Source organism: Paraburkholderia oxyphila NBRC 105797, assembly GCF_000685075.1.
In the GTDB taxonomy this organism is placed as follows: Bacteria; Pseudomonadota; Gammaproteobacteria; order Burkholderiales; family Burkholderiaceae; genus Paraburkholderia; species Paraburkholderia oxyphila.
The window spans coordinates 1-25115 of record NZ_BAYD01000115.1; the positions used below are offsets into that span (position 1 = coordinate 1).

The window sequence follows — 25115 nt, forward strand, 5'->3', positions numbered from 1 at the left end:
CGTGATCAGCGGCGTGGGGCGCCAGCGGCGCGCGGCGCCCGGCGCGGCGGCGCCTGGGTGCGAGGCAAGCGGCGAGGGCGTGTTCATATGCTTCCTGCCTTGCGGCTTCGCGGCGCTCGATAGGAGGGACCTGCTCGCAATGCAAGCGGTGAGGGCAAGTTCATGCACGTCCTCCCGCGCGGCTTGGCAGCGCGGCGCCAGAGGTGCCTTCCCGCAAGGCAAGCGATTGCGGCGAATTCATGCGCGTCCTCCTTCGCTGCGGGGCAGCGCGGCGTCGGCGGCGCTCGCGTGCGCGGCGTGCGGGGCCTGCGGCGCGAGAATCGCGGCGAAGGCGAGTGCGAGCATCGCGCCCGGCCCCACAGTGAGGCCGAAGGTCTCGAGCAGCGGCACGTGCGAGAGCGCAAGCAGCCCGAAGCCCGCCACCGTCGCGAGATTGGCGACCAGCAGCGAGACCAGCGTCTGGGGCGTGATACCCGGCGCGCCTGCTTTTTCGCTCACGCCGCCGCCCTCGGGCTTGCAGAAGAACAGCGCATAATTCGAGCCCACCGCCACGATCAGCAGCATCCCGACCAGATGCAGGATCGTCATCGGCACGCCCGCGAGCGCGAAGCCCGCGGCCACCACGAGCACGGCGGCCACGAGCGGCGCGAGCGCGCGCGCCGCGCGCAGCGGCGAGCGCAGCGCGAGCGTCAGCAGCACGGCGATGGCCGCGAATCCCGCGAGCGAGAGCCGGATGTCCTCGTAGACGTAGTTCACGTAGAGGCGGTCGGCCTCGGCCTTGAGGTCGACGAACAGCGCGCCGGGCACGCCCGCGCGCGCGACGGCGGCGCTGATCGGCGCGGTGTCGAGGCTCGGGCCGCTGGCGGTTGTGCCGTTGCGCGAGGGGTTGGCCGCGTTGTTCGCTTCTGTGCCCGATCCGGCAGCGCCGTCGTTGGCAACGTGCGCCGCATGCGTAGCCGCCGCGCCCTCAGTCGATGTCGCACCCGCAGCACCCGCAGCACCCGCAGGCGCGCGCAGCGCGAGCATCGCGCTCCAGCGGCCATCCCGCTCGGTCAGCAAGGCGTCGACGGCCAGCGCCATCGAGGTGCCGCGCAGGTCCGCGCGCGTGATCAAGGGCGCCTTGCGTGCCGCCTCGACATCGGCGATGAACGGCGCGAACACTTCGGGCTTGATGCTGATGGGCTGGTCGGCCACCGCCGCGCGCATGCGCGCGGTGAGCTCAGCCGCGTCGGGCAGGCTCGCGGCGCGCGCACGCTGCGCGGCGTCGCTCGGCAGATAGCGCGCCGGGCTTTCGAAGCCCGCGAGCACGCCCTGGTCGACGAGCGGCTGCAGTTGCGCGCCGATCTTCTCGGCGCCTTCGAGCGCGGCCTGCTCGCTCGCCGCGGGAATCTCCACCAGATAGCGCACGTCGGGCGCGCCCACATCGGCGCGCAGACGGGTGTCGAGCGCCTGGCTCGTCGCCGGCACCGGGCTCAGCGAAGCAAGCTCGCGGCTCCACAGGTTGTCCCGATGCAGCGCGAGGATCGCGACGGCGGCCAGCGCCAGTGCCGCGAGCGGCCAGCGCAGGCGCGGCGCGGCCTGCGCGGCGCTAGCGAGCCAGGCGCCGACGCGCGAAACGTCGCGGATCGCCACGGCGCCGCCTTGCAGGCGCGGCAGCACGAAGCGTGTGACGAGCGCCGCCGTCACGAGGCCCGCGATCGAGTAGGCGCCCAGCTGCACGAGACCCGGAAAGCCCGAGAACAGCATCGAGGCGAACCCGCACACGGAGGTGAGCACGCCGAGGCGGATCGTCGGCCAATACGCGGCCACCCAGGCGCGCAGGGTGTCGCGCGAGCGCAGGTCGGAGCGTGCGTCGCCGGACTGGACGAACAGATAAATCGAGTAGTCGACGGCCTCGCCGATCAGCGTCGTGCCGAAGCCGAGCGTGAGCCCCTGGACCGTGCCGAACGCGAGGCTCACCGCGGCGATCCCCGCGGCCACGCCCGAGAGCACGGGCACGAGGCCGAGCGCGAGCGTGCGCGGCGAGCGGTAGAGCGTGAGCAGCAGCGCGACGATCAAGACGAGGCTCAACACCGAGATGCGCTCGACGTCGTGGCGGATCGCGTCGCGCGTATCCACGGAGAACACGCCGGGGCCGGTCATCTCCAGCCGGTACGCCGACGCCGATGCGGCATTCGCAGGCGCATGCGTGGCGGCGTCGAACGCGCGGCGGACGGTGTCGATGGCGCGCGCCTGGGCGTCGGTGTCGGAGCCTGCGGCGGCGGTCTGCGCGACCAGCACGGCGCGCGTGCCGTCGCGCGAGGCCCAGACGCCATCGAGGCTTTGCGGCTGGGCGGCGCTGTCGAGCTCGCCTACGAGGGCGGCGACTTCGCCGGTCGGATCGCGGGGCAGCAAGTCCTTCGCGACGAGGCCCGCCGACGAGCTCAGCAAGTCGAGGCTCTCGCCCAGCGCCTCATGGAGGCCGGCGGCCGTGAAGCGCTGCGGCGTGACCGCCGGGCTCAACGCATAGCGATGCATGAACACGAACTGCTGGTCGCGCGCGTCGTTCACGGCCTCGCCGTTGTGGACCGCGGCGAACTGCGGGTCGGCGCGCAGCGTCGCCGCGACTTGCCGCGAAAGCTGCGCGCGCGTGGCCGGATCGCCGCCTTCGATGGCGACGAGAATCAGCCGCGAGACGAGACCGTCGCGCAGCTGATCGACGAGCACGCGCTGGCCAGCGCTCGGCGAGCGCGGCAGGAACGCGGAGAGGTCGGTGCTGAAATGGGCGCGCGCGATGGTTCCCGCGCACGCGAGCAGGAAGACGAGCCACACGAGCACGGCGCGGCGCTGCAGGGCCTGGCCGAAGGCGCGCAAGCCTCGGGCTGGCTGCGTGGGCGGGGTCGGGTTGTCCATGCGTGCTGCTACCCGCGAAGGTGACTCAGTCCGCCGCCGCGTCGGCGGCCAACGGGCGCAGGCGCATCAGCGAATGATCGCCGCCCGCCTGCTGGATCGCCACGCTGCGCAGCGCGTCGCCCGTGCCTTCGAGCGTGATCGTGCTGACCGTCTTGAGCATGCGCGAGTCGCGCGGCGTGAGCGTGAGCGTCCAGTTCTCGCCGCTGCCGGCGAGCGCGACCTGGTACGTCTGCTCGAGCGCGAGGCGGTTGCCCGTGAGCGTCGCGCGGATGCTCTCGATGAACGCGCCCAGCTCCGGATAGCGCGCGAGCGCGAGCGTGTACTTGTGGTTGTTGCGCTCGACGGTGAGCATGTCGCCGTCCACCACGAGGTGCTCGGGCTTGGGCTTGAGCGTGTTTTTCTCCAGATGATCGGGCGCGACGAACACGAGCTCGCCTGACGACTCGATGGGCTGCGAGGCGATGGCGAGATACTTGGTTTCCGTGAACGCGGCGCGGCCCGACTTGTGCTGGGCGAGCACGGCCATGAGGCGGTCGAGTGTCCAGCCAGGGGCGGCGGCCTCGGCGGCTTGTGCCGCGGCGGCGGGCGTGGGCGCGAGCGCGCACAGGGCAGTCATGCCGAGCAGCGCCAGCGCGGCGGCCATGCCCGCTATGGCAGGCCGTACACGCGAAACACGCTGCAAACGCAGCGCACCGCGAAGGAAAGCGAAACGGCGAGTGGCGCTCATGCGTCGGAGGTCTCCCGGGCGGCAAGGCTCGCGTGCGCCGCTTCGCTGCGGCGCGGCTCGTCGCGGCGCGCTCGGGCAACTCCCGCGGTTTCGGCCCGGTTCGCCGCGTAGGCGTTCCTGGCGACGCGCGCGGCAACGTCCGCATGCTTCGCCGGCGCACGGGCCGCTTCCGCCGCAGGTGCGGGTTGTGCCGGCCGTGCCGGTTGAGCCGCTTGCTGGGCTTGCGCGGTCTGCCAGAAGTCGAAGTAGTTGAACCAGTTGTACGGCGCCGCGCGGCAATGCCGGTCGAGCAGCGCGACATAGCGCACGAGCGCCGCGTCGATGGCGGCCTGGCGCGACTCGCGTGGCGTGTGCGTGAAGTCGGCGAGCATCTCGAAGTGCACGTCGTAGCGGTTGCCGCCGCGATACAGGCCCGTCATGAAGATCACGGGACGCTTGAGCATCGCGGCCATGTAGAGCGGCCCGAGCGGGAAGGCCGCGGGCTCGCCGAGAAAGGCCATGCGGCGCATCGAGCTGGCAGCGTCGGCGAGCAGCGTGCGATCGGCGAGCATGCCCACCATGCAGTTCTCGTCGAGCCGCTCGTTCACGCGCAGCATCGAATCGATCTGCCCCAGCGCGATCACCTCGGGCTGCGCGGCCGGGTTCACGGCGGCGATCGTCGCGTTGATCTTGCGTGCGTTCTCGTCGAACATCGTGACGACCACGCGCATGTCGGGCCGCGTGCGGCCGAGCGCCCGCACCACCTCGAAGCTGCCGAGGTGGCCGCCCATCAGGAACGCGCCGCGTCCGTTCGCGAGCGCGGTATCGACGAGCGTCTGCCCCTGCGGGCGGATGTCGAACAGGTCGAAGCGCTCGTTCATCAAATAGATGCGATCGTGAATGGTGGTCGCGAAGGTGAACACGTGCCGGTAGACGTCGCTCCAGCCCACCGGCCGGCCCAGCACGCGGCGCAGGTAGTCGCGCGAGGCGGCCCGCGCGCGCGGCGAGAACAGCACGTAGTAGAGGGCGATCAGATGCAGCAGGCCGCGCGCGGCGGAGCGCCCGAGGCGTAGCGAGAGCCAGGTCATGACGCGCAGCAGCAGCGCGCTGCCGCGCTCCTGACGCTGGGCCCAGTCGGTGCGCTTCGTCATGGTTGCGGCCCTTCCTGCGAGGAGGCGTGCGCGGCGGACGGCGCCGGCGCGCCGGGTTGCGGCGGCGGGGTGGTCGAGAGCGTGCCGCTCGCGACGTCGCGCTCGCCGGCGCGCACGGTGAAGCGGATCGCGCCGCTGGCAGCGGCGTCGAACGCGAGATCGAGCGCCTCGCCGGGCTTGACCGGGCTCAGGAACTTCGCGGCGCTCAGGCGCCAGGCCTGCAGCGGGCGGTTCAGCGCCGCGCCGATCGCGTCGATGGCGTGATCGAGCAGCACGACGCCGGGCACGACCGGGTGGCCCGGGAAGTGGCCCGGCAGCGCGGGGTGATCGGCGGGAACCGTGAAGGAGAGTGTGGACGGGTTGCCCCTCGTGGTGGCTCCGTCCACTGGGTCCGACTTCCGCGCGGGGCCCACGCCGCTCACGCGCGCGGTGCCTGCGGCGTTCGTCGGCGCAGCGCTCCCGGCATGCGCTTGTGCCGCCGGAGCTACTTCGGCCGCGCCGTGCGTGTGCTGCGCAACCAGCGCAGCGAGCACCTCGTGCGGCAGCTTGCCGGTTTCGTTGCGCGGCAGCGATTCGACGAACACGAGCGGGCGCGGCATGAACGCGGCGTCGATGCGCTCGCGCAGCGCGCGCTGCAGGCCGGCGGCCGTGAGCGTGGGCGCGACCACGAGCGCGACGAGACGCGTGACCGCACCGCTGCCCGTGGGATCGGCGTTGTTCCCGTTTGCATCGGCCTGCGAGCCGCCGCTGGCGTGCGCGGCATCGCCTGGCATGAAGAACACGCCGTCGGTCACGCCCGGGATCGCATTGATCTGATGATTGAGGTACGAGAGCGAGGTCCGCTTGCCGGCGATGTTGATGAGATCCGCCTTGCGCCCGTGCAGGAGGAAGCGGTGCGCGTCGAGCAGCTCGAGCGCATCGCCCATCGGCACCGGCTCTTCCACGTGTCCGCCCGAGACCCAGACCGTCGGCCCTTCGTCGCGATCGTCGCGATTGGCGTTACCGTTGCCGGCGGCTGCGCGCGCCTCCATGCGGATGCGCGGAAACAGCGACCAGGTCGCGCCCTGCGCCGTGCGGCGCGTCGCGATCTGGCCGGTCTCGGTGCTGCCGTAGATCTCCACGAGCGGCGCGGCGAGGCGCGCCTCGGCCTCGCACGCGAGCTTTTCCGCGAGCGGCGCGGTCGCGCAGAGCACGAGCGCCGCGCCAGGCAGCGCCGCTTCGGTCGCGAGCAGCGCGCGCAGGTGGATGGGCGAGGTCACGAGCACACGCGGCTGCGGCACGGCTTCCAGTTCGGCGCGGATGTCGACCGGATAGAACGGCTGGCGGTTGCTGAACGCGAGGCCGCCGATCAGCGCGAGCAACACCGTCGATTCGAAGCCGTACATGTGCTGCGCGGGCACCGTGCCGATCAGCGTATGCGTGTTGACGGGCGCATCGGCCCCGGCTTCGGCGCGGGTTTCCGCGCGAGTCTCAGCGTGGGCGTGGGCGGACGCATCGAGCAGCCCGAGGCGCTCCGCCGCCGCGCGCACGTTGGCCACGAGGAAGCCCCAGGTCTTGCGATGCGGCACCGGCGCGCCGGTCGAGCCCGACGTGAACACGTAGGCCATGATGCGCGCGGCATCGATCTGCGGCACCTCGAAGGGGGTGTCGTTCGCGATAGCCGTGTCGTGCGGCGTGGCCTCGGGATAGCGAAAGCGCGGCAGGTCGATCGCGCAATCGGCCGTGTCGTGCAGGCAGAACGCATCGGGCGCGAACGTGGCGAGCTGACGGACCATCTCCGGCGTATGCGTGGACGGCAGCAGGCTGATGCGGCCCGCGACCAGCGCCGCGCACAGGCTCACGGCAAAGCGGTAGCGGTCGCGGCAGACGTTGAACACGTGTCCGCCCGGCGGCAACGCGGCGGCGACGCGCGCGACGTCGGCGAGGAACGCGTGCACCGTGACCGGCGAGCCGTCGCGCCAGGCGATGACCTGGCGGGGCGAAGCGTGAAAGACCAGCGGATGAGTCGGCATAACTTCAGTTGATTCGGAAACAGGGGCCGGCGATGCAGCGCGCCGCCGGCCGTTTATTCATGGCATGGGTCTGACTGTCCGGCTCGCGTTCGGGCTGGCCGGCGTCGCGCGGTTCGCCTGGCTCGCGCGGCCCACAGGGTCCTCGACGCTCGCCCGGCTCCCCCGGCTCACCCGGTCCACGCGGTCCTTGAGGCTCGCCCGGTCCACCTGGCCCGCGTCGCCCTGCGCCGACGCCTGCCGGTATGCCCGGATCGCGTCTAGCATGCCGGAGCGCCGCTCGCGGGGCAGTGCGAAGCGGCGGCACACATGCTCGGCGACGAACATCGCGCCCACCAGCGGCAGCGCCAGATAGTTGGCGAAGGTCGCCCACGCGACGATCGGCGCGGCGGCGAACATCAGCGTCGAAACGGCGGCGATGGCGACGAAGAACGCCGTCCACGCCACCGTGATCTGTCGCGTGTAGCGCGCGACGGGCGGCGTCAGCGAGCCGTGGATCATCGACGCGAACTGCGAGCAGAGCGGCACGCGTCCGTGCGTGAGCGTGCGGCCGAACAGCAGCGCCATCCCGAGGTTGAAGCTCACGTGCTCGAGGTACAGGCCCCATTCGAAATGAAGAGCAAGCGGCGTGCGCGCGGCCCAGAGCGCGGCGGCAGCGAGCGCCCAGAGCGGCAGCAGCCAGCCCCGGCGCGGCGAACGGGCTGCCGCGGCCAGCGCGATCGCCATCGGCGGCACCAGCGCCATGGCGAGCCCGAGGCCGTGTTCGCCGGGCGTGGCCACCGCGTGATGGGCGAGCAGCTGGTACGCGGCCACCGCCACGACCGCGAGCGCTGCACGCGTGACACCGGCGAGCGCGCTCATCGTGCTTCTCCGGGCCAGCGCTGCGCGCCTTCAGACGTCGACACGCCACGAGCGCCACGAGCGCCACGAGCACCTGGAGCATCCACAGCACCCTGGGCGCCTTGAGCACCTCGTGCGCCGACTCTGCCGCGTGCGACGAGGCGGGCCGGCAAGTGTACCGGAGCGCAGTCCGGCGCGAGGCGATGGTGCATGGGGGGGCAGGGCACGGCTTGTTTGGCTCCGTTGGGTTTGGGCGGTTTTCAGACAGCTTTCATATGACGGGCGGCAACGCGCCGGGCATTCCGGTACCTCGCCGCGAGGCATATGTCACATGAATAGCGGGCCGCACAATCGCGGCAGGCATATTTTAAGATGGCGACGGAGCCGCGCCGGAATGGCACGCCGCCGGTTTGTAACCGTTTGTATGCCACCGCGCGGCGTGGCGCGGGCATCCGAACCAATTGCGCCCAATGCCGTGCAAGCGTCTCGCGCGTTCGCGTCCCAAAATTCGGGCGCCGCGTGCCCGACCCCTTGTAACCTTTCGGCGGCGCTCACCGTATACGCACCGATACCCATCGTCTAGAATCCGCGTAACTTTTACTAAACGAACCCCAAAATCAGGCAGGCGGGGCAGCGGGCAGGCGCCGGGAGGGACGGCGGGGCGCACGTGCGATGCGTGCGCCAGGTCGCCGTTCGCGCGCCGCGCTCGCGCCGCCTGCAACGCACGCATGATGAACGCACTGGAAAAAGAGCTTGCCACGCTGATCGTCGGCGAACTGAATCTCGAAGACGTCTCGCTCGACGACGTCAGCGCCGAGACCCCGCTCTATGGCGAGGGCTTCGGGCTCGACTCCATCGACATTCTGGAGATCGCGCTGCTGATCTCGAAGAAGTACGGCTTCGAGCTGCGCTCCGACAATCCGGAAAACGAAAAGATCTTCGCGACGCTGGGCGCGCTGGCCGCCTACGTGGAGGCGCATCGCGTTCGCTGAGGGCGCCTGCGCTGGATGCGATGCATCTGACCGACGTGACGCGGCGGCACGCGCAGGATCGCGGCGCCGCTGTCCTGATCGTCCTGATGAAAGGGAAGCGCGAATGAAAGGAGAAAGCCGATGCGGGCGCTCGTGACAGGCGGCAGCGGCGCGCTCGGGCAAGCCATCTGCATGGCGCTGGCGCAGGCGGGCCACGAAGTGTGGGTGCACGCGAACCGCCATCTCGGCGCGGCCGAGGACGTCGCGCGGCGCATCAGCGAAGCGGGGGGCGCCGCGCAGGCGATCGCCTTCGACGTGACCGACGCCGATGCCGCACAGGCCGCGCTCGAAGGCCTGATCGAAGACGCGCCGGTGCAGATCCTCGTGAACAACGCCGGCATCCACGACGACGCGCCGCTCGCCGGCATGACGCGCGAACAATGGCGCCGCGTGATCGACGTTTCGCTCAATGGCTTTTTCAACGTCACGCAGCCGCTCTTGCTGCCGATGATCCGCACGCGCCATGGGCGCATCGTCAATATCGCCTCGCTCGCGGGCGTCATGGGCAATCGCGGGCAGGTCAACTATTCGGCTGCGAAGGCCGGCTTGATTGGCGCGACCAAGGCGCTCTCGCTGGAGGTCGCCTCGCGCGGCATCACGGTGAACGCAATCGCGCCCGGCGTCATCGCGTCGGCCATGGCCGAGCGCGCGTTTCCCGCCGAGCGCATCAAGCAGCTCGTGCCCGCGCAGCGCGCCGGGCAGCCGGAAGAGGTGGCCGGCATGGTCGCGTATCTCGTATCCGACGCGGCCGCGTACGTGACCGGGCAAGTCCTGTCGATCAACGGCGGGCTCGCGTAGGCGCGAGCGCGTATTTTGTCCGTCGACGATTTCCTGAGGAATTTCGAGTGTCTGTGCAAACTGTCGACGCCGGCTGGCGTTCGCAATCGATGACTTCTGCGCCTGTGGCGCCGCACGGCCCCGCGCAGCAAAGCGCGCTGCGGCTCGTGCAGATCGATCATGCGCGCCTTGCAGCGTTGCTGGGCGGCGCGCACGGTGCCGGCGAAGCGGGTCCTGCCGCGGCCTTCGAGCGCGCGTTTCCGGGTGCGATCGGCGCGGCTTGCATGGGCGTGGCGGCGCACTGGCCGCTGCTGGCCGACGCCGTGCCCGACTTGCCGCTCGCGCCGGTGCATATGACGCGCCTCGAGCCGCAGCACGCCGCCGGTGCGCCACACGGCACGCCTCGCGCGGGCCACGACGCATCCTGTTACGAAATCTGGCAATGCGCAGCGGACGATCTGCTCAGCGTGCGGCGCGGCGCGCTGCACTACCGCTATAGCGCGGCGGCGGGACTCGTGTTCGGCAGCATCGTGCTGAACGAAGCCGATTTCGCGGCCGAGCCCGGAACACACGCACCTGCGCACGCACAAGCGCCGCTGGAGCGTGCGACCGACGCGGCCTATCGGATGCTGTTCGATCTGCTCGACACGCTGGACATGCCGCATCCGCTGCGCATCTGGAACACCGTGCCCGCGATCAACGTCGAGCAGCATGGCGCCGAGCGCTATCGTCAGTTCAATGCGGGACGCCAGCATGCATTCGAGGCGAGCCGCCGTGCGCTCACCGGCAGCGTGCCGGCGGCCTGCGCGCTCGGCTCGGTCGGGCCGCTATCGGCGCAAGGCGTACCGGCCGAACCGCTCGCGGTGTACTTCCTCGCGAGCCGCACGAGCGCCGACGCCATCGAGAACCCGCGCCAGGTGAGCGCATTCGATTACCCGGCGCAATACGGCGCGCGTGCCCCGACATTCGCACGCGCGGCCGCCTGGTCCGGCGCGCCCGGCGCATGCATCGCGCCGGTGCTGTTTATTTCCGGCACGGCGAGCATCGTCGGGCACCGCACCGTGCACCACGGCGACGTGCTGGCGCAAACGCGCGAAACGCTCGCGAATCTCGCGGCCGTGCTGGACCAGGCCGCGCGGCAGGGCCATGGGCCGTTCGCGCTGGCGGATCTCGCGTTCAAGGTCTACGTGCGCGACGGCGCCGATGCGGCCATGCTCGCCGCCATCGACCGGCTGCTGCACGAAGCGGCCGGCCCGCACGTGCGCCCGCTCTATCTGCACGCGGACGTGTGCCGCTCGGACCTGCTGATCGAGATCGAGGCGAGCGCGGGTTACGCCGTGGCGAGCTTCGCCTGATGCGCAGAGGGCCCGTAGAGATGCATTGCATTGCCATGACCGCACGCGCACGATGTCGAAGAGACATGTCCAGGGTCGTCGGCGAGTCATAAAATTTTGTCAGTATCCCGTTCCATGCAATCGGCCCCATCCATGTCCACGCCCCCCGCTTCGACCACGCACCTCGTCCTGATCCCGAGCTACAACCCGGGCCTCAAGGTCGACGAAACCGTGCGCGCCGCGCGTGCGCAGTGGAACCCCGTGTGGGTAGTGGTGGACGGCAGCACGGACGGCAGCGTCGAGCGCCTGCAGGCGATGGCGATGAACGATCCGGGGCTGCATGTGATCGCGTTGCCGACCAACCGCGGCAAGGGCGGCGCGGTGCTCGCGGGCATCGAGGCCGCGTCGGCGAGTGGCTTCACGCATGTGCTCACGATGGACTCGGACGGTCAGCATCCGGCCGACCTGATTCCGCGCTTCATGGCCGCTTCGCAGGCGGCGCCCGACGCGATGGTGCTGGGCCTGCCGAAATTCGACGCGAGCGCGCCGCAGATTCGCGTGCAGGGGCGGCGCCTGTCGAACCTGTTTGCGGACATCGAGACGCTATGGGCCGGAATTGGCGATTCGCTCTACGGCTTTCGCGTCTACCCGATCGAACCGCTCAGGACGATCATGCGGCACCAACCGTGGATGCGCCGCTTCGACTTCGACCCCGAGGCGGCCGTGCGCCTGTGCTGGGCCGGCGTGCGGCCGATCCAGATCGAGGCGCCGGTGCGCTACTTCCGGGCGCACGAAGGTGGCGTGTCGCATTTCAACTATGCGCGCGACAACCTGCTGCTTTCGTGGATGCATCTGCGGCTCGTGGCTGGGTTCGGCGTGAGATTGCCGTTGCTTGCCGCGCGGCGTGTGCTGGGGCGGGAGACGGTGTAGTGCCGATTTGCGGGCGCTTCGCCTGGACGCGCGTGCATATTATTTCGTCATCCGAATTGAAGGGGTGTATAGCTGCCTGGTTTGGCGTGGTCAATATCGGGCCGCTATTGGTTCGATAAATGAACTCGCCGATACAGGTTGTTTTGGCGTTTCAGCAGGCCGCAATCTACAAGATATCGCCGCAGTCTGGCGTGGTCGGTAGTGAACAATTGGCATATTTTCGATGCTTCAGCTTCGGTGTAGTCGACATTCAAAGCGAAAGTATCCATAATTTTTCTGGCGATATCATCGTTTTCCAGCTGCCGATCGCTCAAATCTCCGGCCCGACGGTTCGGATCATCCGTGATGTCTCTCCAGATCGAGTCAGCATCAAACAAGCTGTCTTCGTTCCGCAGGACGAGGCCAAGGCTCAGTAACCGACTGACCACTTTGTTGGTGGCTCTTATGTCAATATTAACTTTCTCCAATATTTCGGCTATGCTTTTCGCTCCAAGCACGATTGCGGCATAAACGGAACGCGTCTCATAAGATTCCATCGCAGCGGTAATTGCGCTTCTATTGAAGCGTTTTTTCAGCGTTTTTTCACCGATCGACAAATAGTCGCTGCGAATGGGAATTTCTCCCAATTCCATGAGCTCAGATTGCAAAGACTGAGCGCGTATCTTGTGTTCACCATTCTCGCGTTTCCGAATGATGCCGAGACCGCTCTGTCGATATTTATGCAATTCGGGCAGGGTGATCAATTCAAATGAGTCATCGAGTCTGTGAACCAGTTCTTCCCAGATTGGAGATCGTACTCTCCGAAGCCGTTGAGATTCACCCGCGCTAACCACGCTCAGCATGGTTGGTTCGTGTAGACACAGATATCCACCAGGCGCGATGTGTTCCCAAAGTGCAGCAACGAAGCGTATGTCGTCCGCTGGCGTTGCGGCATCGATCCAGGCAATGTCAATCGATCCCCACGAGGCGATGGTTGCTTCATCGATCGCATAAAAATCTTCTCTGATGAATGTTACCGTGCTCTCATCGATACCGGAATCCTTCAATAAACGCCATGCGTCTTCCGCCGATGATCCTTCCGCACTGAAATCATCAATGGTGATCAAACGGGGACGATATGCTTCAGGAATTCCAACCGGGTCCAGAAGGGCGGTTCGCTCTTCCCATTTAGACGTGTCCAGTAACGCCGTGTCATGGCGCCAATCCCGCAACGCCTGCTGAAGCGCTTGCGCGATGAAAATAGTGCTGTCACCTGAACCTATCTCAACGACAGTTTCAGGGCGAGCCATGCAAATGAGTGTCGATATCAAGCGGGCGCTGTTTTCCGTGCCCATTCCAGGTCTAATCATTTTCAATGGGGTTCTCCATGGAAACCACTCTTAGCATACCGGCTTCAATAAATTGATCTACACTCGATGGTGGCGATTTCGGCATTTTGTATGGATGATTACTGTGATCGAATATATTATTCGATGTTGCGCTCAAGCGAATCATTCGGCCGTTAAGTTGATTGATTGCGATGTTCCCGATTCCGGGTGTTTCGATTAAAAAACATGTGGGTTCTATCATATAGTGCGTGGCGGATGATAGAGTGGGTTTGCGATCTGTTTCAATAAAACCATGTCGGCGTAATGTGACGAGCAGTTTGCGTGCGTTATAGATTTTTCCATTGATTTCAATGTCTGACATTGAACCCGCTGTTACGCCCTCTTCTAGTGCAATGGCGTCTCTATGACGAATCCCCGCAAACGCTTGAGTGCTTTCGACAACCACAAGAGAAGATCGAACGCCTCGTGCGCCAATAATTTGAGGAGCGTTATGGGTGATGCGTACTGCCTTAGACCATCTGACCACGGTATCAGCGGCGAGGAATTCAGGGTGGATCGTAGCAGGGCTTGGCAATACCGGTGGAACGGCTTTGCTGAGCTGGTACCTGCCGTCTTCATCAGCATGGTTGTGCTGCAGGTACTCGGCGAGTTGCCAGGCATATGCGCCAGTGCCCTGATAAAAATTTGACCGGATTGGATCGATTCTCATGGATGCCTAGATGGGTTTAAGGACCATAATGGCCGTCGACATGCCTGCGGCGGCGCCATCCTGCACTTTGGACTCAATGATTCGATCGACAGTGAGGCCGCAGATCTCAGCTATAGGTGCGATCTCTGAAGGTGTCCACATCCGATCCCGAAGATCACTTACGACACCCTCGATGTTTCCATCGCCATCCCATCCAGATTGGGCAAAAACAGAGCGGTGCATGATGAGTTTTTCGGCGTCGTACTTGTAGGCCCACCAGATAAGTGAAGCCTCACCGTTGTTCCGCCGGAATGGAATAACAGTACATTTCTTGTCCATAAATGAAAGCCGTTCTGGTGTTCCATCGCCAAAGATGGCGATCATGATGCGTGAGTCGGCGTCTCGTAGCCGCGCCCTAGAACTCTGGAGCAACGATTTAAGCCTGTCGTCACTCAGAACGAAATTCACAGTCGCATCGCCGAAGGTGACAACATCGAAACGGAGTTGCGTGATTGCTTCCGGAAGGTCGAATATATCCCCGCGCATGGCATGGATGTGCTCATGCCGGGTAGCGGATTTGAAACGATCAATAGCGACCGATGAAATATCAATTCCAAAACTTTTTCCTAGCGCGAATTTGTCGGCGAGGTGCAGGAGTAATCTTCCATCGCCGCACCCTAAATCGAGAACATTGTGCCCATCGCGAACAATAGATTCTTCAGCCGAAAAGTCCCACGTTGCGCGCACTGTAGTCAGCTCATATTCATCGAATAGTGGTTCATCGAAGTAGTAATGGCTGATTCGAAGATTTGCCACGCCTGAAGAAACAATACGATCCAAAGGAGGCTGGAGTTCGATCGCTCTCGTGTTGCCAGGCTTTGGCCCGAAACGTCCTATACCTTCCATCATTTAGCTCCTTGCGCTACAGTGAAATTTGGCCTGTTCTTCACATTTATTCCAAAACCGCATGTGCCGATGATTGTTGTTGAGATTCCAATAATTCTAAGTGCCTCTCCGAAATTTGACGTGCTGATCAATCCCGCGCCGATAAAACCAAGAAATACGGAGAGCTGGATGCAAAACACGTAAGCCGGCATCTGGCTGACACGCCGCTGGGGATCTATCGCTTTCATCATAAAACTCGCCATGAGCGCATTCTGAATTCCGTTTGCGGATCCGATCAAAAACGTAGCGCATACGATGATCCAGATTACATTTGTCAATGAGAGCCATAATATTCCGAGGCCGATGAGGCCGGCGGCAAAGGAGGCCCCGGCGGCATCCCCGAACCGGGAAAAAATTCCCGAGAAAGTGACAGGGCCAAAAATCAGCCCAATGCTCAGCATACTGATAGCAAGACCATAAGCTTCTGCACTCAAGCCCAATTCAGTACGAATTCTAAAAATAAGCAAAACGTTGAGCGCGGATGTCAATATGACTGTCATCAGCAACGGAGCAACCGCGCGAATTACGCCCGGAGAGCGCAGCAGATCGACTAGATCGAATCTCGCTTTCTGCTTGTTCTGTTTCGGTTCCTGGCGAGCTTCATTGCGAAAAGTATCGAGTATCTTGAAGCATACTAAAGTTGTCGGAGCGGCCAGAAAAACCAGTACGGCCAAGAGTAACAGGCCACGTAGATTACCGGCTACACTGTACAGAACCCCGCCGAGAGCGGGGCCACACGCGTAGCCCAGGTTCCGTACTGATTGGGTTAGCCGGGTAATACGATCAAGGTGGCGCTCATCGGCGGTGTAGGTCGGAATGGCGACCATGATTGCCGACCAGAAAAGCGCGCCGGTGCATCCGAGCGCCATTGATACAGCAATATAGCTTCCAAATTGATTAGCTAGCGATGCTCCCGCGATAAGAAACGACTGCAAAAGGAATATTGCTGGAACCGTCTTTTGAGGTCCAAAACGCTGGAGGATTGGGGGCGCAATAGGGCCGGAAAAAATGGCCCCAATGAGACCGGCTGCGAGCAATGCTGACACAGAAGAAGCGCTGTCTGCAAGCCTGAGTGCAAACGTTACCTGGGCAGCTTCATCAGTCAAGCTTCCAAATGACAAGGAGAGTAAGATAAGGAAGATGGCAATGATGCTCGCGCGTTTCATTGAAGCGCCCCCCAGCGTGCCAATGCACTAACGACGCGTGCGCAATCGCCGTTGAGGTGATCAACTGTCTTGTTAAAGAAATGAGAAATATCGACCGGTTGCCCCAGGGTCAACTGGCTTAGAAGGCCGTTTAGCAGATAGCTATACGCGAAGTTCGCGCAGTGGCCGTTGGCCGCAATCAAGAGCTCCCCTGTTTCCAGCAATGGTATCCATTGGAGGGTGCTTATGCTGTTGAGCGCTATGACATCGTCAACTTTCTCGACTTCCACAACTGGACGGCCGACATTCAGGCGGCTACTGGTGTCCGATATTAGTTGGGAAATCATCATTCGTTTCCCAAGAGATGCTTCACTAACCAGGGTTTTTAACGATGAGAGCAAAAAAACATTGTCGGGGTTGAGATTGGTGATGCCGGAGGAACGAACGTCATGGCGGGTACGACCAGGGGCATGCAGCATTTTTTTCGCAAAATTCACATATTCTTGAACATCGTTACCTGTTTCCCAAAATGCGATATTCACATTTACAGGCGGCCCTGATTGTGTCTCGGCTACATGGAGCCAGTCCTCTGGAAAATACGCTACGCGATCTGTCTTGTTCTCAAGCGGTACGCCTTCAGCCTTGAACTGTTCATAACCGGGGAACTTGACACCAAGAAGATCGGATCGCGTTCCAGGCCACGTGAACATTGTTTTTCCATCACGTAAAGTAAATCCGAAATTGTGCGCGTGGTCAACGTGGATTCCGACATGTGTGGACGAATATCGACCAATAAAGCAATCGATATCAACACGGCCACCAGGTCGATAGCCTAGCAATAAGGCGAGTTGGTCTGCAAATGATTTTGCGATATCCCAGAGCGTAGGGCTTGCCGCATGCAATCCATAATACATGACCGCCCATTCGCTGTCTCCAGCCAGGCGATCAGCTCTTGTCAGGTAGTCATCGAGAGTCGCATCTTCGTCGAGCACCAGAAAATCACAGCGCGGTTTTGGCGTGCGCACTCCATCGAGAGCAGTTATGGCTTCAGATTGAGCATTGCGAGACCGGATTTCGTTCGCGCACGCTTTGTATTGTCTGAGTGCACGCAAAACATCATCTTCATTGATTGGGATATCCGAGATGGCTAGCTCCGCAGCGTGCTTGCCCCAATATTCCTTCACGAACTGCGGCGAATGAAAATCGACCATGTTCATTTCCCGCTGGAGAAAGGTATGGCAGTGCGAACAAGGGGTTAAACCCCTTGTTCAAGAAGACTGCCTGGTAATCTGGAAGGGTGCCTTGAACTTCAGGCGATTTCCATCAGCTCCTCTTCGTTGCGCTGCGCATATTTGACGTTTGCGACGACCGGTTGTACCTCCTCTTCGTTGCGCTGCGCATATTTGACGTTTGCGACGACCGGTTGTACCTCTTCTTCGTTGCACTGCGCATATTTGACGTTTGCGACGACCGGTTGTACCTCTTCTTCGTTGCACTGCGCATATTTGACGTTTGCGACGACCGGCTCGATCTCGTCAACAGTCAGTTCATGAATTTCGGGAACCTGCTTCAATGAAATTGTCATTTTGTCGAACCTCTTTAAAGTGAATATCAGAAAGGGAGGTGCTTAACTGCATTCGCTAAATCGGCGAGTGCAAGTAAACATTAGTACTTTTAGGAAGAGGGATATTGTCGTGGATCAAATGTGCTGATCGGGATGGATTTGAGGAATAAATATCTTGAATCGGATATTCGAGTGTGGGTTAACCCTGGTTTAAAATGAATTGTGCTGGGATATTGCATTGCCTGTCAGGGATTTTGTAAATGCAACGACTGATCAAGAGTGTGTGATATGCGCCGTGCTTAACCGATGAGTTCAGATGATGCGTGTCTCATTCTTGATGATATCAATCAAACTTCGCAGCAAGATGATTTCTGTGTAAGGGTGTATTCTCGCCGGATAGCACATTCGGAAGTGATTCGATATTGAGGATGAGAAATGAATGCATTCGTTGTTGACGATAGAAGCAACATTCTTCGCTACTTCGATCTGTACTCCGGTAAAGAGGCGTTTGGGCCACTCTTTTATATTCATGGCTTGGGCTGTGCATCCAGCAGCGACTACCCACCCGTAGTGACCTCCGACTCTTACTCGAAGCGCAGATCGCTTCTCGTCGATCTCATGGGGTCGGGCCTTAGCGACAAGCCGCTAGACGGAAAATACGACTCCGCTACGCAGGCAACGGTTCTATCGAATTTTGCGGTCAGCCAGGGGTTCTCGAACGTGAACCTGTTCGGCCATAGCGCCGGGGCGTTCATTGCCTTGAAGCTGGCGCAGCAGTTGCCCATCCAGGTCGACACGCTTGTGCTTTGTGAGCCTGGGCTGACCGACTACGGCATCGCCGTGTTGTCGGAGATTGCGTCCCAAACCGAGCAGCAATTCGTCGATAGCGGATTTTCGCAATTCCTGGCGCAATTGAAGGCCCAAGGCGGTAACGATGCCTGGTTGGGGCCTTTTTCCGTAGCGTCACCGTACGCCATTTATCAATGGGCGAGATCGGCTATCGACGATAATTCGAGCAATTGGCTCGATGATCTGACCAACCTGGACGCAATCAAAGGCGTGATTCTCTCGGATACGGCAACGAGCGACGAAATTGCAAAATTCGAACGAGCCGGTTGCACGGTCGAGCTCGTTGCCAACGCCGAACATATGGTCGCGTACGACAATCCAGATGGTCTGGCGTTGGCAATTTCGAATATTCTCAACCTGAGCCGATAAAACACTATCCATCGCTACGCGCTTCGCAGTAGCCCCGCCGCGTACGCCTGGGCCTCCTCATCGAAAGCATTCAGCGTAACCGCTTCCCCAATTGCATCGCCCACGAGAATGATGGCCGGGCTGCCGAGCCCGGCTTGCGTCGCAATGGCGGCGATGGTGCCGAGCGTTGCCGTCACGCGGCGCTCGTTCGCACTGCCGGCCCATTGCACAACGGCGGCCGGCGTCTCATTCGAAAGCGCCTGTGCGAGCGTCGCGCATAGCCCCTCGATGCGGCTCATGCCCATATAGATGGCGAGCGTCATGCGCGTCGCGGCGAGCGCCTGCCAGTCGGGCTCGCTGTGGTCGCGCAGATGCGCCGTCACGAAGATCACGCCCTGGCAGTGGTCGCGATGCGTGAGCGAGACGCCCAGGCCCGCCGCCGCCGCGAACGCCGACGACACGCCGTTGATGATCTCCACCGCAATACCCGCGCGTCGCAGTGCCGCGAGCTCTTCGCCCGCGCGACCGAAGAGCAGGGCGTCGCCGCCCTTGACGCGCACCACGTCGAGGCCCTTGCGCGCATAGCGCTGCATGAGCCGCTCGATGAACGCCTGCGGAGTGGAGCGGCAGCCGCCGCGCTTGCCGACCTTGATCACGCGCGCCTGCGGGGCGAGCGAGGCGATCTCGGGATTCACGAGGTCGTCGAGCAGCACGACATCGGCGCGGGCGAGCGCCTTCGCAGCCTTCAAGGTCAGCAGGTCGAGGTCGCCTGGCCCCGCGCTCAATAAGGTGACCTTGCCCGTTGCGTTCATGTTGATCCTTTCGCGTTCTTTCATATGCTGCGCGCTGTTAAGCGCGCCATCAAAACAAACGGCGTCCGCTCGTCGTGTGTGACGAGGGGACGCCGTTGTCCGCCTATGCATGAAGGTGTTGCAGCGTGGCCCGCGCATCGAAGCCGATGGCGTGGCCGCTCCGGCATCGTTGCCGGATGGATGGCTCTACGCAAGTTCCAGACCAGTGCGCGCGTTGTACCGCCATGCATCGCGCTCGCCAGCGCTAGCGGGGCACGCACCCATTCACGAGTTTTTGGAATGCATCGCCGTGGCGCACCGAAATCGCACAGCGGGCCTGCTGCACGGCACCAAATTTGTGCCCGGCTGCCTCGCAGCGCACCGCACCATCACACAGCGCGCGCTGGCCCAAGCGTCCGCTCGCGCCCTGCGGTGTGGGGTTTCCGGCCATTTCCGGCGGACTGGCACAGTGCTTGCGTAACGATCCGCAAACAGGATCAACGGCGATCCGGCGGCCGGCGATCCGGCTGCAACGCAGCATGGCAGTGCAAATCGATTGAATCTCAGGGCAACGGCGTCCCCCGAATCTGGCTCCTCGCGAGCTGGATCCGCGGGACGCCTTTTTTATTTGGCAGGGTGTACAGGCATGACGCAATCAACGCTCGCAGTAGACGGTCTGGACGTCGTGGTCATTGGCCACGGCATGGTGGGCCATAAATTTCTGGAGTGCGTGCTCGCGGATGCCACGCAAAGCGCGCTGAACGTGCGCGTGACCGTGCTCTGCGAAGAGCCGCGTCCCGCATACGACCGCGTGCATCTCTCCGAATTCTTCGCCGGCAAGTCAGCCGACGATCTTTCGCTCGTGAGCGAGGGCTTCTTCGAGCGCGACGATGTTCGCCAGCGCGTGCGCCTTGTGCTCAACGCGAAGGCGGTGTCGATCGACCGCGCGGCGCGCACCGTGAGCGTGTCCAATGGCGAGACGCTTTCGTACGACAAACTCGTGATCGCCACGGGGTCGTCGCCGTTCGTGCCTCCCATCGCGGGCAATGATCGTACGGACTGCTTCGTTTATCGCACCATCGAGGACCTCGAGGCCATGCAGGCACGCGGTGCGAGCGCGAAGTCGGGCGTGGTGGTGGGCGGCGGCCTGCTGGGCCTCGAATGCGCGAAGGCCCTGCGCGATCTCGGGCTCGAAACGCACGTGGTCGAATTCGCGCCGCGCCTGATGACGGTGCAAGTCGACGAAGATGGCGGCCGCATGCTGCGCAGCAAGATCGAAGCGCTGGGCGTGACGGTGCATACGCAGAAGAACACCACGTCGATCGTGGATGGCGAAGGCGCGGCGAACCGCATGGTATTCGCCGACGGCACGCACCTCGAAGCCGACATGATCGTGTTCTCGGCCGGCATTCGTCCGCGCGACGAGATTGCGCGCGCGTGCGGGCTCGAAGTGGGTGCGCGGGGCGGCATTGTGATCGACGACGCCTGCCGCACGAGCGACCCCGACATCTACGCGATCGGCGAATGCGCGCTGTGGCAAGGCCAGATCTTCGGCCTCGTGGCGCCGGGCTACGACATGGCGCGCATCGTCGCGAAGACGCTCGCGGGCGCGGGGCAGGATGCTAGCGCCGCGGCACGCTTCGAAGGCGCGGACATGAGCACGAAGCTCAAGCTGATGGGCGTGGATGTGGCGAGCATCGGCGACGCGCACGGCAAGACGCCGGGCAGCCGCTCGTACCGCTTCGCCGACGAGCGCCGCGAGGTCTACAAGAAGATCGTGGTTTCGGAGAGCGGCAAGCATCTGCTCGGCGCCGTGATGGTGGGCGATGCTGGCGAATACGGCACGCTGCTGCAGATGATGCTCAACCGCATCGAATTGCCGGAGGCGCCCGAGTTCCTGATCCTGCCGCAAGCCGATGGCAAGGCGAAGCCCGCGCTCGGCGTGGAGGCGCTGCCCGAGGGCGCGCAGATCTGCTCGTGCAACAACGTCTCGAAGGCGCAGATCTGCGCGGCGGTGCGCGAGGGCGCGACGAGCATCGGCGCGATGAAGGCCGCCACTTGCGCGGGCGCGTCGTGCGGCGGTTGCGTGCCGCTCGTCACGCAGATCATGAAGTCGGAGATGCAGCGCCAGGGCGTGGCCGTCAATAATCACCTCTGCGAGCACTTCCCGTATTCGCGCCAGGAGCTCTATCACCTCGTGCGCGTGGAGAGCATCAAGACCTTCGGCGCGCTGCTTTCGAAGCACGGCCACGGGCTCGGCTGCGATATCTGCAAGCCCGCGGTGGCCGGCATTCTGGCGTCGTGCTGGAACGAGTTCGTGCTCAAGAAGGAGCACGCGAGCCTGCAGGATTCGAACGACTACTATCTCGCCAACATCCAGCGCGACGGCACCTATTCGGTCGTGCCGCGCATGCCGGGCGGCGAGGTCACGCCCGAGGGCCTCATCGCCGTGGGCATGGTCGCGAAGAAATACGGCCTCTATACGAAGATCACGGGCGGCCAGCGCGTGGACCTGTTCGGTGCACGCGTCGAGCAACTGCCGTTCATCTGGGAAGAGTTGATCGACGCGGGCTTCGAATCGGGGCACGCGTACGGCAAGGCCGTGCGTACCGTGAAATCGTGCGTGGGCTCGACGTGGTGCCGTTATGGCGTGGGCGATTCGGTCGGGCTCGCGATCGAAGTGGAGAACCGCTACAAGGGCCTGCGCGCGCCCCACAAGATCAAGTTCGGCGTCTCGGGCTGCACGCGTGAATGCGCGGAGGCGCAGGGCAAGGACATCGGCATCATCGCCACCGAGCGGGGCTGGAACCTCTATGTGTGCGGCAACGGCGGCATGAAGCCGCGTCACGCCGAACTGCTCGCGTCCGATCTCGACAAGGACACGCTGATTCGCTACATCGACCGTTTCCTGATGCTCTACGTGCGCACGGCGGACCGCCTGCAGCGCACGAGCGTGTGGCGCGACAACCTCGAAGGCGGCCTCGACTATCTGATCGACGTGGTCGTGCATGACAAGCTGGGCCTTGCCGCCGAGCTCGAAGCGGAGATGCAGCTCGTGGTGGACACCTACGAATGCGAGTGGAAGAAGGCCGTGACCGATCCTCAGACGCGCCGGCGCTTCCGCCACTTCGTCAACAGCGACGCGGGCGACCACCACGTTTCGTTCGTCGAGGAGCGCGGCCAGATTCGTCCGGCCACGCCCGAGGAGCGCCAGCAGATCCCCGTGCGCGCCGATTACGAGGCGCTTGCGCAGATTCCCGTCGTGGTCGAAACCGTTTGAGTTTGCCTGAACCTGTTCACTTACGAGGAGTACGAAATGAGTCACGTCGCTAGCCATGCCATTGCGCAAGCTACCTGGGTGCCCGTATGCAAGCTCGATGACATCGTCCCCAATACGGGCGTGTGCGCGCTCGTGAAAGGCGAGCAGATCGCGGTGTTCCATATCGACGACGGCGACGCGCGCGTGTTCGCCATCGGCAACTATGACCCGAACTCGCAGGCCGCGGTGCTCTCGCGCGGGCTCGTGGGCAGCCTCGGCGAGCGCATCGTCGTGGCCTCGCCCATCTACAAGCACCACTTCGATCTTTCGACCGGCGAGTGCCTTGAAGATCCCGTGCGCTCGGTGAATGCGTTCGCCGCGCGCGTGGAGGATGGGCAGGTCTGGGTATCGGCCTGAATCAGGCCTTGTTCTCTTGTTTGCAAGTTCGAGCGGCGCAAGACCGACTAGGCCGTCAAGACCGTTTGTCCGTATTGCGGCGTGGGCCGCAGCGGTGAGCGCGGCGCGGCGGCCGTGACGGGATTGACACGGCGTGCTAGTGCGTCTTGCGGCGCCAGATCTCGTGGCCGGCGCAAATCGCGAGGAAGACGCCGAACAGGATCGCCGCCACCGAGGCCGACTGATCGCCGGCGCTGGCCTGTGGGCCGGATTGCACTGAGTGAAGCCACAGCCCCGCGCCCGCAGCCACGGCCACGAGGCCCAGTAAGACACCCAGCGCTAGCGCGGCGATGTGCTCGCGCGGACGTTGCCGATTTGTCATCTCGCTCCCCAACGAGCGTGTTCTTGCTCGTGCGGGCGACGTTGGGCGCCTCCCGCATGGGGTAACGATACGCCGTTGTGCGCGGCGCCGCATCATCAATCGATGATAGCCAGCGCGGCCGGCGTGCTCGAAGCAAATGAAAGGGCGGGCGCCAGGCTAAGGGCGGCCGCATCTAGTCAGCGCCGCTCGCTCCCCGTCGCGCGCTTTTGCCGATACATCGCGGCATCGGCGAGCGCCAGCAACTGGTCCACGGACGATGCCGCGTCGGCGCGGCTCACCGCGTTGCCCACGCTGCTGCGCAGCGCGTAGGGCTTTTGCGCCGCGCGATTGAAGCGCTCCAGTTGCGTGCAGATGCGCTCGGTCGCTTGCGCCGCGCCGGCCTCATCGGCGTCGGGGAGCAGCACCGCAAACTCGTCGCCGCCCAGCCGGCCGATCACGTCGCCCTCGCGCACGGCCAGGCGCAATATAGTTGCTAATGCAACCAGTGCACGACCGCAGAGTCTCCAAACGCTTGGCCCGTTCTCCGGCAAAGAAGGTTGAAGCATGGGTGATGGACGCGTTGGCGAAAAAGGATTTTCATTCTGGCGCGATGCGCGCGAACGTTGTTGCCTATGCCGCCAGCATGATGCGCGGGGCGCTGGCCGGCGCGCCCCGCGCGAGCTTCAGCCGATATCAGCCGATATGCGCACGCGCGGCCCGGCACGCAGCAAGATCCCATGCGGCGCAGCCAACGCTCTTGAAAAAGACCGGTGCTGCGGGGTTGAGGGTTCCCTTGATCGCATCGGCTAGCGCATTCACGTTGGCCCAGTCGACGCCCGCCTGAATCAGATCGCCCGCTTCATGCTTTGCGCCGGCAGGATCGTCGACAACGAGGAAGCTGCTGTCCACGGTCGCTTTGCCGACTTCCGCCGCGGCCGGCGTGAATGCGCCGACGCCGATCACAAGACGTCCGGTCCGTGCGGGGGCGGTGTAGACGGGCGACTGGCTCGTCGTGACCGTCACGACGACATCGACGGAGTCGGGAATATCGCCCTCCAGCACGCTGAGATTGGGCGCAATCGCGCGCAGCGATTCCACGAAACGTTGCGTGCTCTCCAACGTCGAGCCTCGCGCGAACATCCGTGCCTGCGGAAAGAGCGCGGCAAAGGCTTCCACATGATTGACGGCCTGCTTCCCCGTACCGATGATCAGGATCTCCTTCGGCGCGCCCGCATGCAGGCACATGACGCCGAGCGCGGTGACGGCGGCGGTCCGGCGTCCGGTGACCGTGGGGCCGTCGAGCACGAACAGCATCTCGCCCGTGAACGCGTCGCACGCAATGACCTGCCCATGGATCGTGGGGAGCTGCCGCTTGCCGTTGCCGGGGCACACGTTGACGAGCTTGTGGATCGCAATGTCGCTCGCGCTGGAAGGCATCGAGAGCATCACGCCGCCTTCCTGCAACGGAATGACCAGGCGCTCAGGACTGACGATCTTTCCAGCTGCGTATTCCACGATGGTTTCGCGCAGCGTCTGCACGAGCGTCGGATAGTCCAGCAGCGCGGCAGTGGCGTGCGCGTCGAAAGTTTTGACTGGCGGAGTGGTCATGGTCTGGGTGACTCGCGTTGGAGAAGTCGCTTAAGTGGATTCAATTTAAACCACATTTGGCTGGTTATCAATCCATGAATCCAACATATTGACCCCATCTGGCATTCGTGCAATCCACATCGGTACGGCGCGGGTCGGCAGCGGCTCCGGTGGTTTTGACGGC

At 63.7% G+C, this 25115-nt stretch carries 20 protein-coding genes and 2 pseudogenes; 7 read left to right on the top strand and 15 right to left on the bottom strand.

Annotated features, from left to right (window positions below):
• Positions 1-237: 237 nt before the first annotated feature.
• The 5 genes and pseudogenes from BO1_RS40390 to BO1_RS54845 form a co-directional block, all read right to left on the bottom strand.
• Complete coding sequence (locus tag BO1_RS40390) at positions 238-2892, bottom strand: MMPL family transporter (protein WP_028222430.1); 2655 nt, start codon at positions 2890-2892, stop codon at positions 238-240.
• Between the two features lie 25 nt (positions 2893-2917).
• Positions 2918-3619: an outer membrane lipoprotein carrier protein LolA gene (locus BO1_RS40395; RefSeq protein ID WP_028222431.1), complete on the bottom strand. Its 702-nt coding sequence runs from the start codon at positions 3617-3619 to the stop codon at positions 2918-2920.
• Positions 3620-3792: 173 nt separating this feature from the next.
• Positions 3793-4749, bottom strand: a pseudogene (locus tag BO1_RS54835) (LpxL/LpxP family acyltransferase); the annotation flags it as partial.
• A complete protein-coding gene (locus tag BO1_RS54840; RefSeq protein WP_043288673.1) occupies positions 4746-6761 on the bottom strand; it encodes an AMP-binding protein in 2016 nt (671 codons plus the stop codon). The gene BO1_RS54840 and the pseudogene BO1_RS54835, both read right to left, overlap by 4 nt.
• A 228-nt stretch (positions 6762-6989) precedes the next feature.
• Positions 6990-7619, bottom strand: a pseudogene (locus BO1_RS54845) (hypothetical protein); the annotation flags it as partial.
• 710 nt (positions 7620-8329) lie between these two features.
• On the opposite strand from BO1_RS54845, the gene BO1_RS40415 reads away from it, so the two are divergent.
• The 4 genes from BO1_RS40415 to BO1_RS40435 all read left to right on the top strand — a co-directional run bounded on the left by BO1_RS40415 (position 8330) and on the right by BO1_RS40435 (position 11670).
• Positions 8330-8590 carry a phosphopantetheine-binding protein gene (locus BO1_RS40415; protein ID WP_028222432.1) on the top strand — a complete coding sequence of 87 codons (261 nt, stop codon included), beginning with the start codon at positions 8330-8332 and terminating at the stop codon, positions 8588-8590.
• A gap of 120 nt (positions 8591-8710) precedes the next feature.
• Positions 8711-9427: a 3-oxoacyl-ACP reductase FabG gene (fabG, locus tag BO1_RS40425; RefSeq protein WP_028222433.1), complete on the top strand. Its 717-nt coding sequence runs from the start codon at positions 8711-8713 to the stop codon at positions 9425-9427.
• Positions 9428-9474: 47 nt separating this feature from the next.
• Positions 9475-10761 carry a chorismate transformation enzyme, FkbO/Hyg5 family gene (locus BO1_RS54850; RefSeq protein WP_043288674.1) on the top strand — a complete coding sequence of 429 codons (1287 nt, stop codon included), beginning with the start codon at positions 9475-9477 and terminating at the stop codon, positions 10759-10761.
• A 132-nt stretch (positions 10762-10893) separates the two neighbouring features.
• Positions 10894-11670 (top strand): glycosyltransferase family 2 protein, encoded by a 777-nt coding sequence (locus BO1_RS40435; protein WP_028222434.1) that lies wholly within the window; start codon positions 10894-10896, stop codon positions 11668-11670.
• Between the two features lie 104 nt (positions 11671-11774).
• On the opposite strand, the gene BO1_RS40440 is transcribed toward BO1_RS40435, so the two are convergent.
• The 6 genes from BO1_RS40440 to BO1_RS40470 all read right to left on the bottom strand — a co-directional run bounded on the left by BO1_RS40440 (position 11775) and on the right by BO1_RS40470 (position 17361).
• Positions 11775-13019: a DUF2087 domain-containing protein gene (locus BO1_RS40440; protein ID WP_245644033.1), complete on the bottom strand. Its 1245-nt coding sequence runs from the start codon at positions 13017-13019 to the stop codon at positions 11775-11777.
• On the bottom strand, positions 13012-13707 hold the full coding sequence (locus BO1_RS58460) for a hypothetical protein (RefSeq protein WP_084688663.1): 696 nt from the start codon (positions 13705-13707) through the stop codon (positions 13012-13014). The genes BO1_RS40440 and BO1_RS58460 overlap by 8 nt, the downstream gene beginning before the upstream one ends.
• 6 nt (positions 13708-13713) lie before the next feature.
• Complete coding sequence (locus BO1_RS40450) at positions 13714-14595, bottom strand: class I SAM-dependent methyltransferase (RefSeq protein ID WP_028222437.1); 882 nt, start codon at positions 14593-14595, stop codon at positions 13714-13716.
• Positions 14592-15797: an MFS transporter gene (locus BO1_RS40455; protein ID WP_043288676.1), complete on the bottom strand. Its 1206-nt coding sequence runs from the start codon at positions 15795-15797 to the stop codon at positions 14592-14594. The genes BO1_RS40450 and BO1_RS40455 overlap by 4 nt, the downstream gene beginning before the upstream one ends.
• Positions 15794-16987 carry a hypothetical protein gene (locus BO1_RS54855; RefSeq protein WP_043288677.1) on the bottom strand — a complete coding sequence of 398 codons (1194 nt, stop codon included), beginning with the start codon at positions 16985-16987 and terminating at the stop codon, positions 15794-15796. The genes BO1_RS40455 and BO1_RS54855 overlap by 4 nt, the downstream gene beginning before the upstream one ends.
• Before the next feature lie 98 nt (positions 16988-17085).
• Entirely contained in the window at positions 17086-17361 is a 276-nt protein-coding gene (locus tag BO1_RS40470; protein WP_028222441.1) for a hypothetical protein, read from the bottom strand.
• A gap of 414 nt (positions 17362-17775) precedes the next feature.
• Here BO1_RS40470 and BO1_RS54860 point away from each other — a divergent pair, with 414 nt between their 5' ends.
• A complete protein-coding gene (locus BO1_RS54860; protein ID WP_052409795.1) occupies positions 17776-18558 on the top strand; it encodes an alpha/beta fold hydrolase in 783 nt (260 codons plus the stop codon).
• A gap of 14 nt (positions 18559-18572) precedes the next feature.
• On the opposite strand, the gene cobA is transcribed toward BO1_RS54860, so the two are convergent.
• The gene (cobA, locus tag BO1_RS40480; RefSeq protein WP_174490630.1) at positions 18573-19349 is read right to left on the bottom strand and encodes a uroporphyrinogen-III C-methyltransferase; all 777 of its coding nucleotides are present in this window, start codon (positions 19347-19349) and stop codon (positions 18573-18575) included.
• A 655-nt stretch (positions 19350-20004) separates the two neighbouring features.
• On the opposite strand from cobA, the gene nirB reads away from it, so the two are divergent.
• Both nirB and nirD read left to right on the top strand, forming a co-directional pair.
• Positions 20005-22608 carry a nitrite reductase large subunit NirB gene (gene nirB, locus BO1_RS40490; protein ID WP_028222444.1) on the top strand — a complete coding sequence of 868 codons (2604 nt, stop codon included), beginning with the start codon at positions 20005-20007 and terminating at the stop codon, positions 22606-22608.
• 36 nt (positions 22609-22644) lie between these two features.
• Positions 22645-23004 (top strand): nitrite reductase small subunit NirD, encoded by a 360-nt coding sequence (nirD, locus tag BO1_RS40495; RefSeq protein ID WP_043288678.1) that lies wholly within the window; start codon positions 22645-22647, stop codon positions 23002-23004.
• Positions 23005-23140: 136 nt separating this feature from the next.
• On the opposite strand, the gene BO1_RS40500 is transcribed toward nirD, so the two are convergent.
• From BO1_RS40500 to lhpI, 3 genes are all read right to left on the bottom strand, one after another.
• Positions 23141-23365: a hypothetical protein gene (locus BO1_RS40500; protein WP_028222446.1), complete on the bottom strand. Its 225-nt coding sequence runs from the start codon at positions 23363-23365 to the stop codon at positions 23141-23143.
• A 176-nt stretch (positions 23366-23541) separates the two neighbouring features.
• The gene (locus BO1_RS40505) at positions 23542-23910 is read right to left on the bottom strand and encodes a GGDEF domain-containing protein (RefSeq protein WP_084688665.1); all 369 of its coding nucleotides are present in this window, start codon (positions 23908-23910) and stop codon (positions 23542-23544) included.
• Between the two features lie 127 nt (positions 23911-24037).
• Positions 24038-24952, bottom strand: a complete 915-nt coding sequence (gene lhpI, locus BO1_RS40510) for a bifunctional Delta(1)-pyrroline-2-carboxylate/Delta(1)-piperideine-2-carboxylate reductase (RefSeq protein ID WP_028222448.1) — start codon at positions 24950-24952, stop codon at positions 24038-24040.
• Positions 24953-25115 lie beyond the last annotated feature (163 nt).

Excerpts from the sequence above, each read along its gene's own strand:
- BO1_RS40395 (WP_028222431.1), bottom strand. The coding sequence starts at position 3,619 with ATGAGCGCCACTCGCCGTTTCGCTTTCCTTCGCGGTGCGCTGCGTTTG.
- BO1_RS54840 (WP_043288673.1), bottom strand. The coding sequence starts at position 6,761 with ATGCCGACTCATCCGCTGGTCTTTCACGCTTCGCCCCGCCAGGTCATC.
- BO1_RS40455 (WP_043288676.1), bottom strand. The coding sequence starts at position 15,797 with ATGAAACGCGCGAGCATCATTGCCATCTTCCTTATCTTACTCTCCTTG.
- BO1_RS40390 (WP_028222430.1), bottom strand. The coding sequence starts at position 2,892 with ATGGACAACCCGACCCCGCCCACGCAGCCAGCCCGAGGCTTGCGCGCC.
- fabG (WP_028222433.1), top strand. The coding sequence starts at position 8,711 with ATGCGGGCGCTCGTGACAGGCGGCAGCGGCGCGCTCGGGCAAGCCATC.
- BO1_RS40505 (WP_084688665.1), bottom strand. The coding sequence starts at position 23,910 with ATGCTTCAACCTTCTTTGCCGGAGAACGGGCCAAGCGTTTGGAGACTC.
- BO1_RS40470 (WP_028222441.1), bottom strand. The coding sequence starts at position 17,361 with ATGACAATTTCATTGAAGCAGGTTCCCGAAATTCATGAACTGACTGTT.
- BO1_RS40415 (WP_028222432.1), top strand. The coding sequence starts at position 8,330 with ATGAACGCACTGGAAAAAGAGCTTGCCACGCTGATCGTCGGCGAACTG.
- BO1_RS40440 (WP_245644033.1), bottom strand. The coding sequence starts at position 13,019 with ATGATTAGACCTGGAATGGGCACGGAAAACAGCGCCCGCTTGATATCG.
- cobA (WP_174490630.1), bottom strand. The coding sequence starts at position 19,349 with ATGAACGCAACGGGCAAGGTCACCTTATTGAGCGCGGGGCCAGGCGAC.
- BO1_RS40435 (WP_028222434.1), top strand. The coding sequence starts at position 10,894 with ATGTCCACGCCCCCCGCTTCGACCACGCACCTCGTCCTGATCCCGAGC.
- nirD (WP_043288678.1), top strand. The coding sequence starts at position 22,645 with ATGAGTCACGTCGCTAGCCATGCCATTGCGCAAGCTACCTGGGTGCCC.
- lhpI (WP_028222448.1), bottom strand. The coding sequence starts at position 24,952 with ATGACCACTCCGCCAGTCAAAACTTTCGACGCGCACGCCACTGCCGCG.
- BO1_RS54855 (WP_043288677.1), bottom strand. The coding sequence starts at position 16,987 with ATGGTCGATTTTCATTCGCCGCAGTTCGTGAAGGAATATTGGGGCAAG.
- BO1_RS40450 (WP_028222437.1), bottom strand. The coding sequence starts at position 14,595 with ATGATGGAAGGTATAGGACGTTTCGGGCCAAAGCCTGGCAACACGAGA.
- BO1_RS58460 (WP_084688663.1), bottom strand. The coding sequence starts at position 13,707 with ATGAGAATCGATCCAATCCGGTCAAATTTTTATCAGGGCACTGGCGCA.
- BO1_RS54860 (WP_052409795.1), top strand. The coding sequence starts at position 17,776 with ATGAATGCATTCGTTGTTGACGATAGAAGCAACATTCTTCGCTACTTC.
- BO1_RS40500 (WP_028222446.1), bottom strand. The coding sequence starts at position 23,365 with ATGACAAATCGGCAACGTCCGCGCGAGCACATCGCCGCGCTAGCGCTG.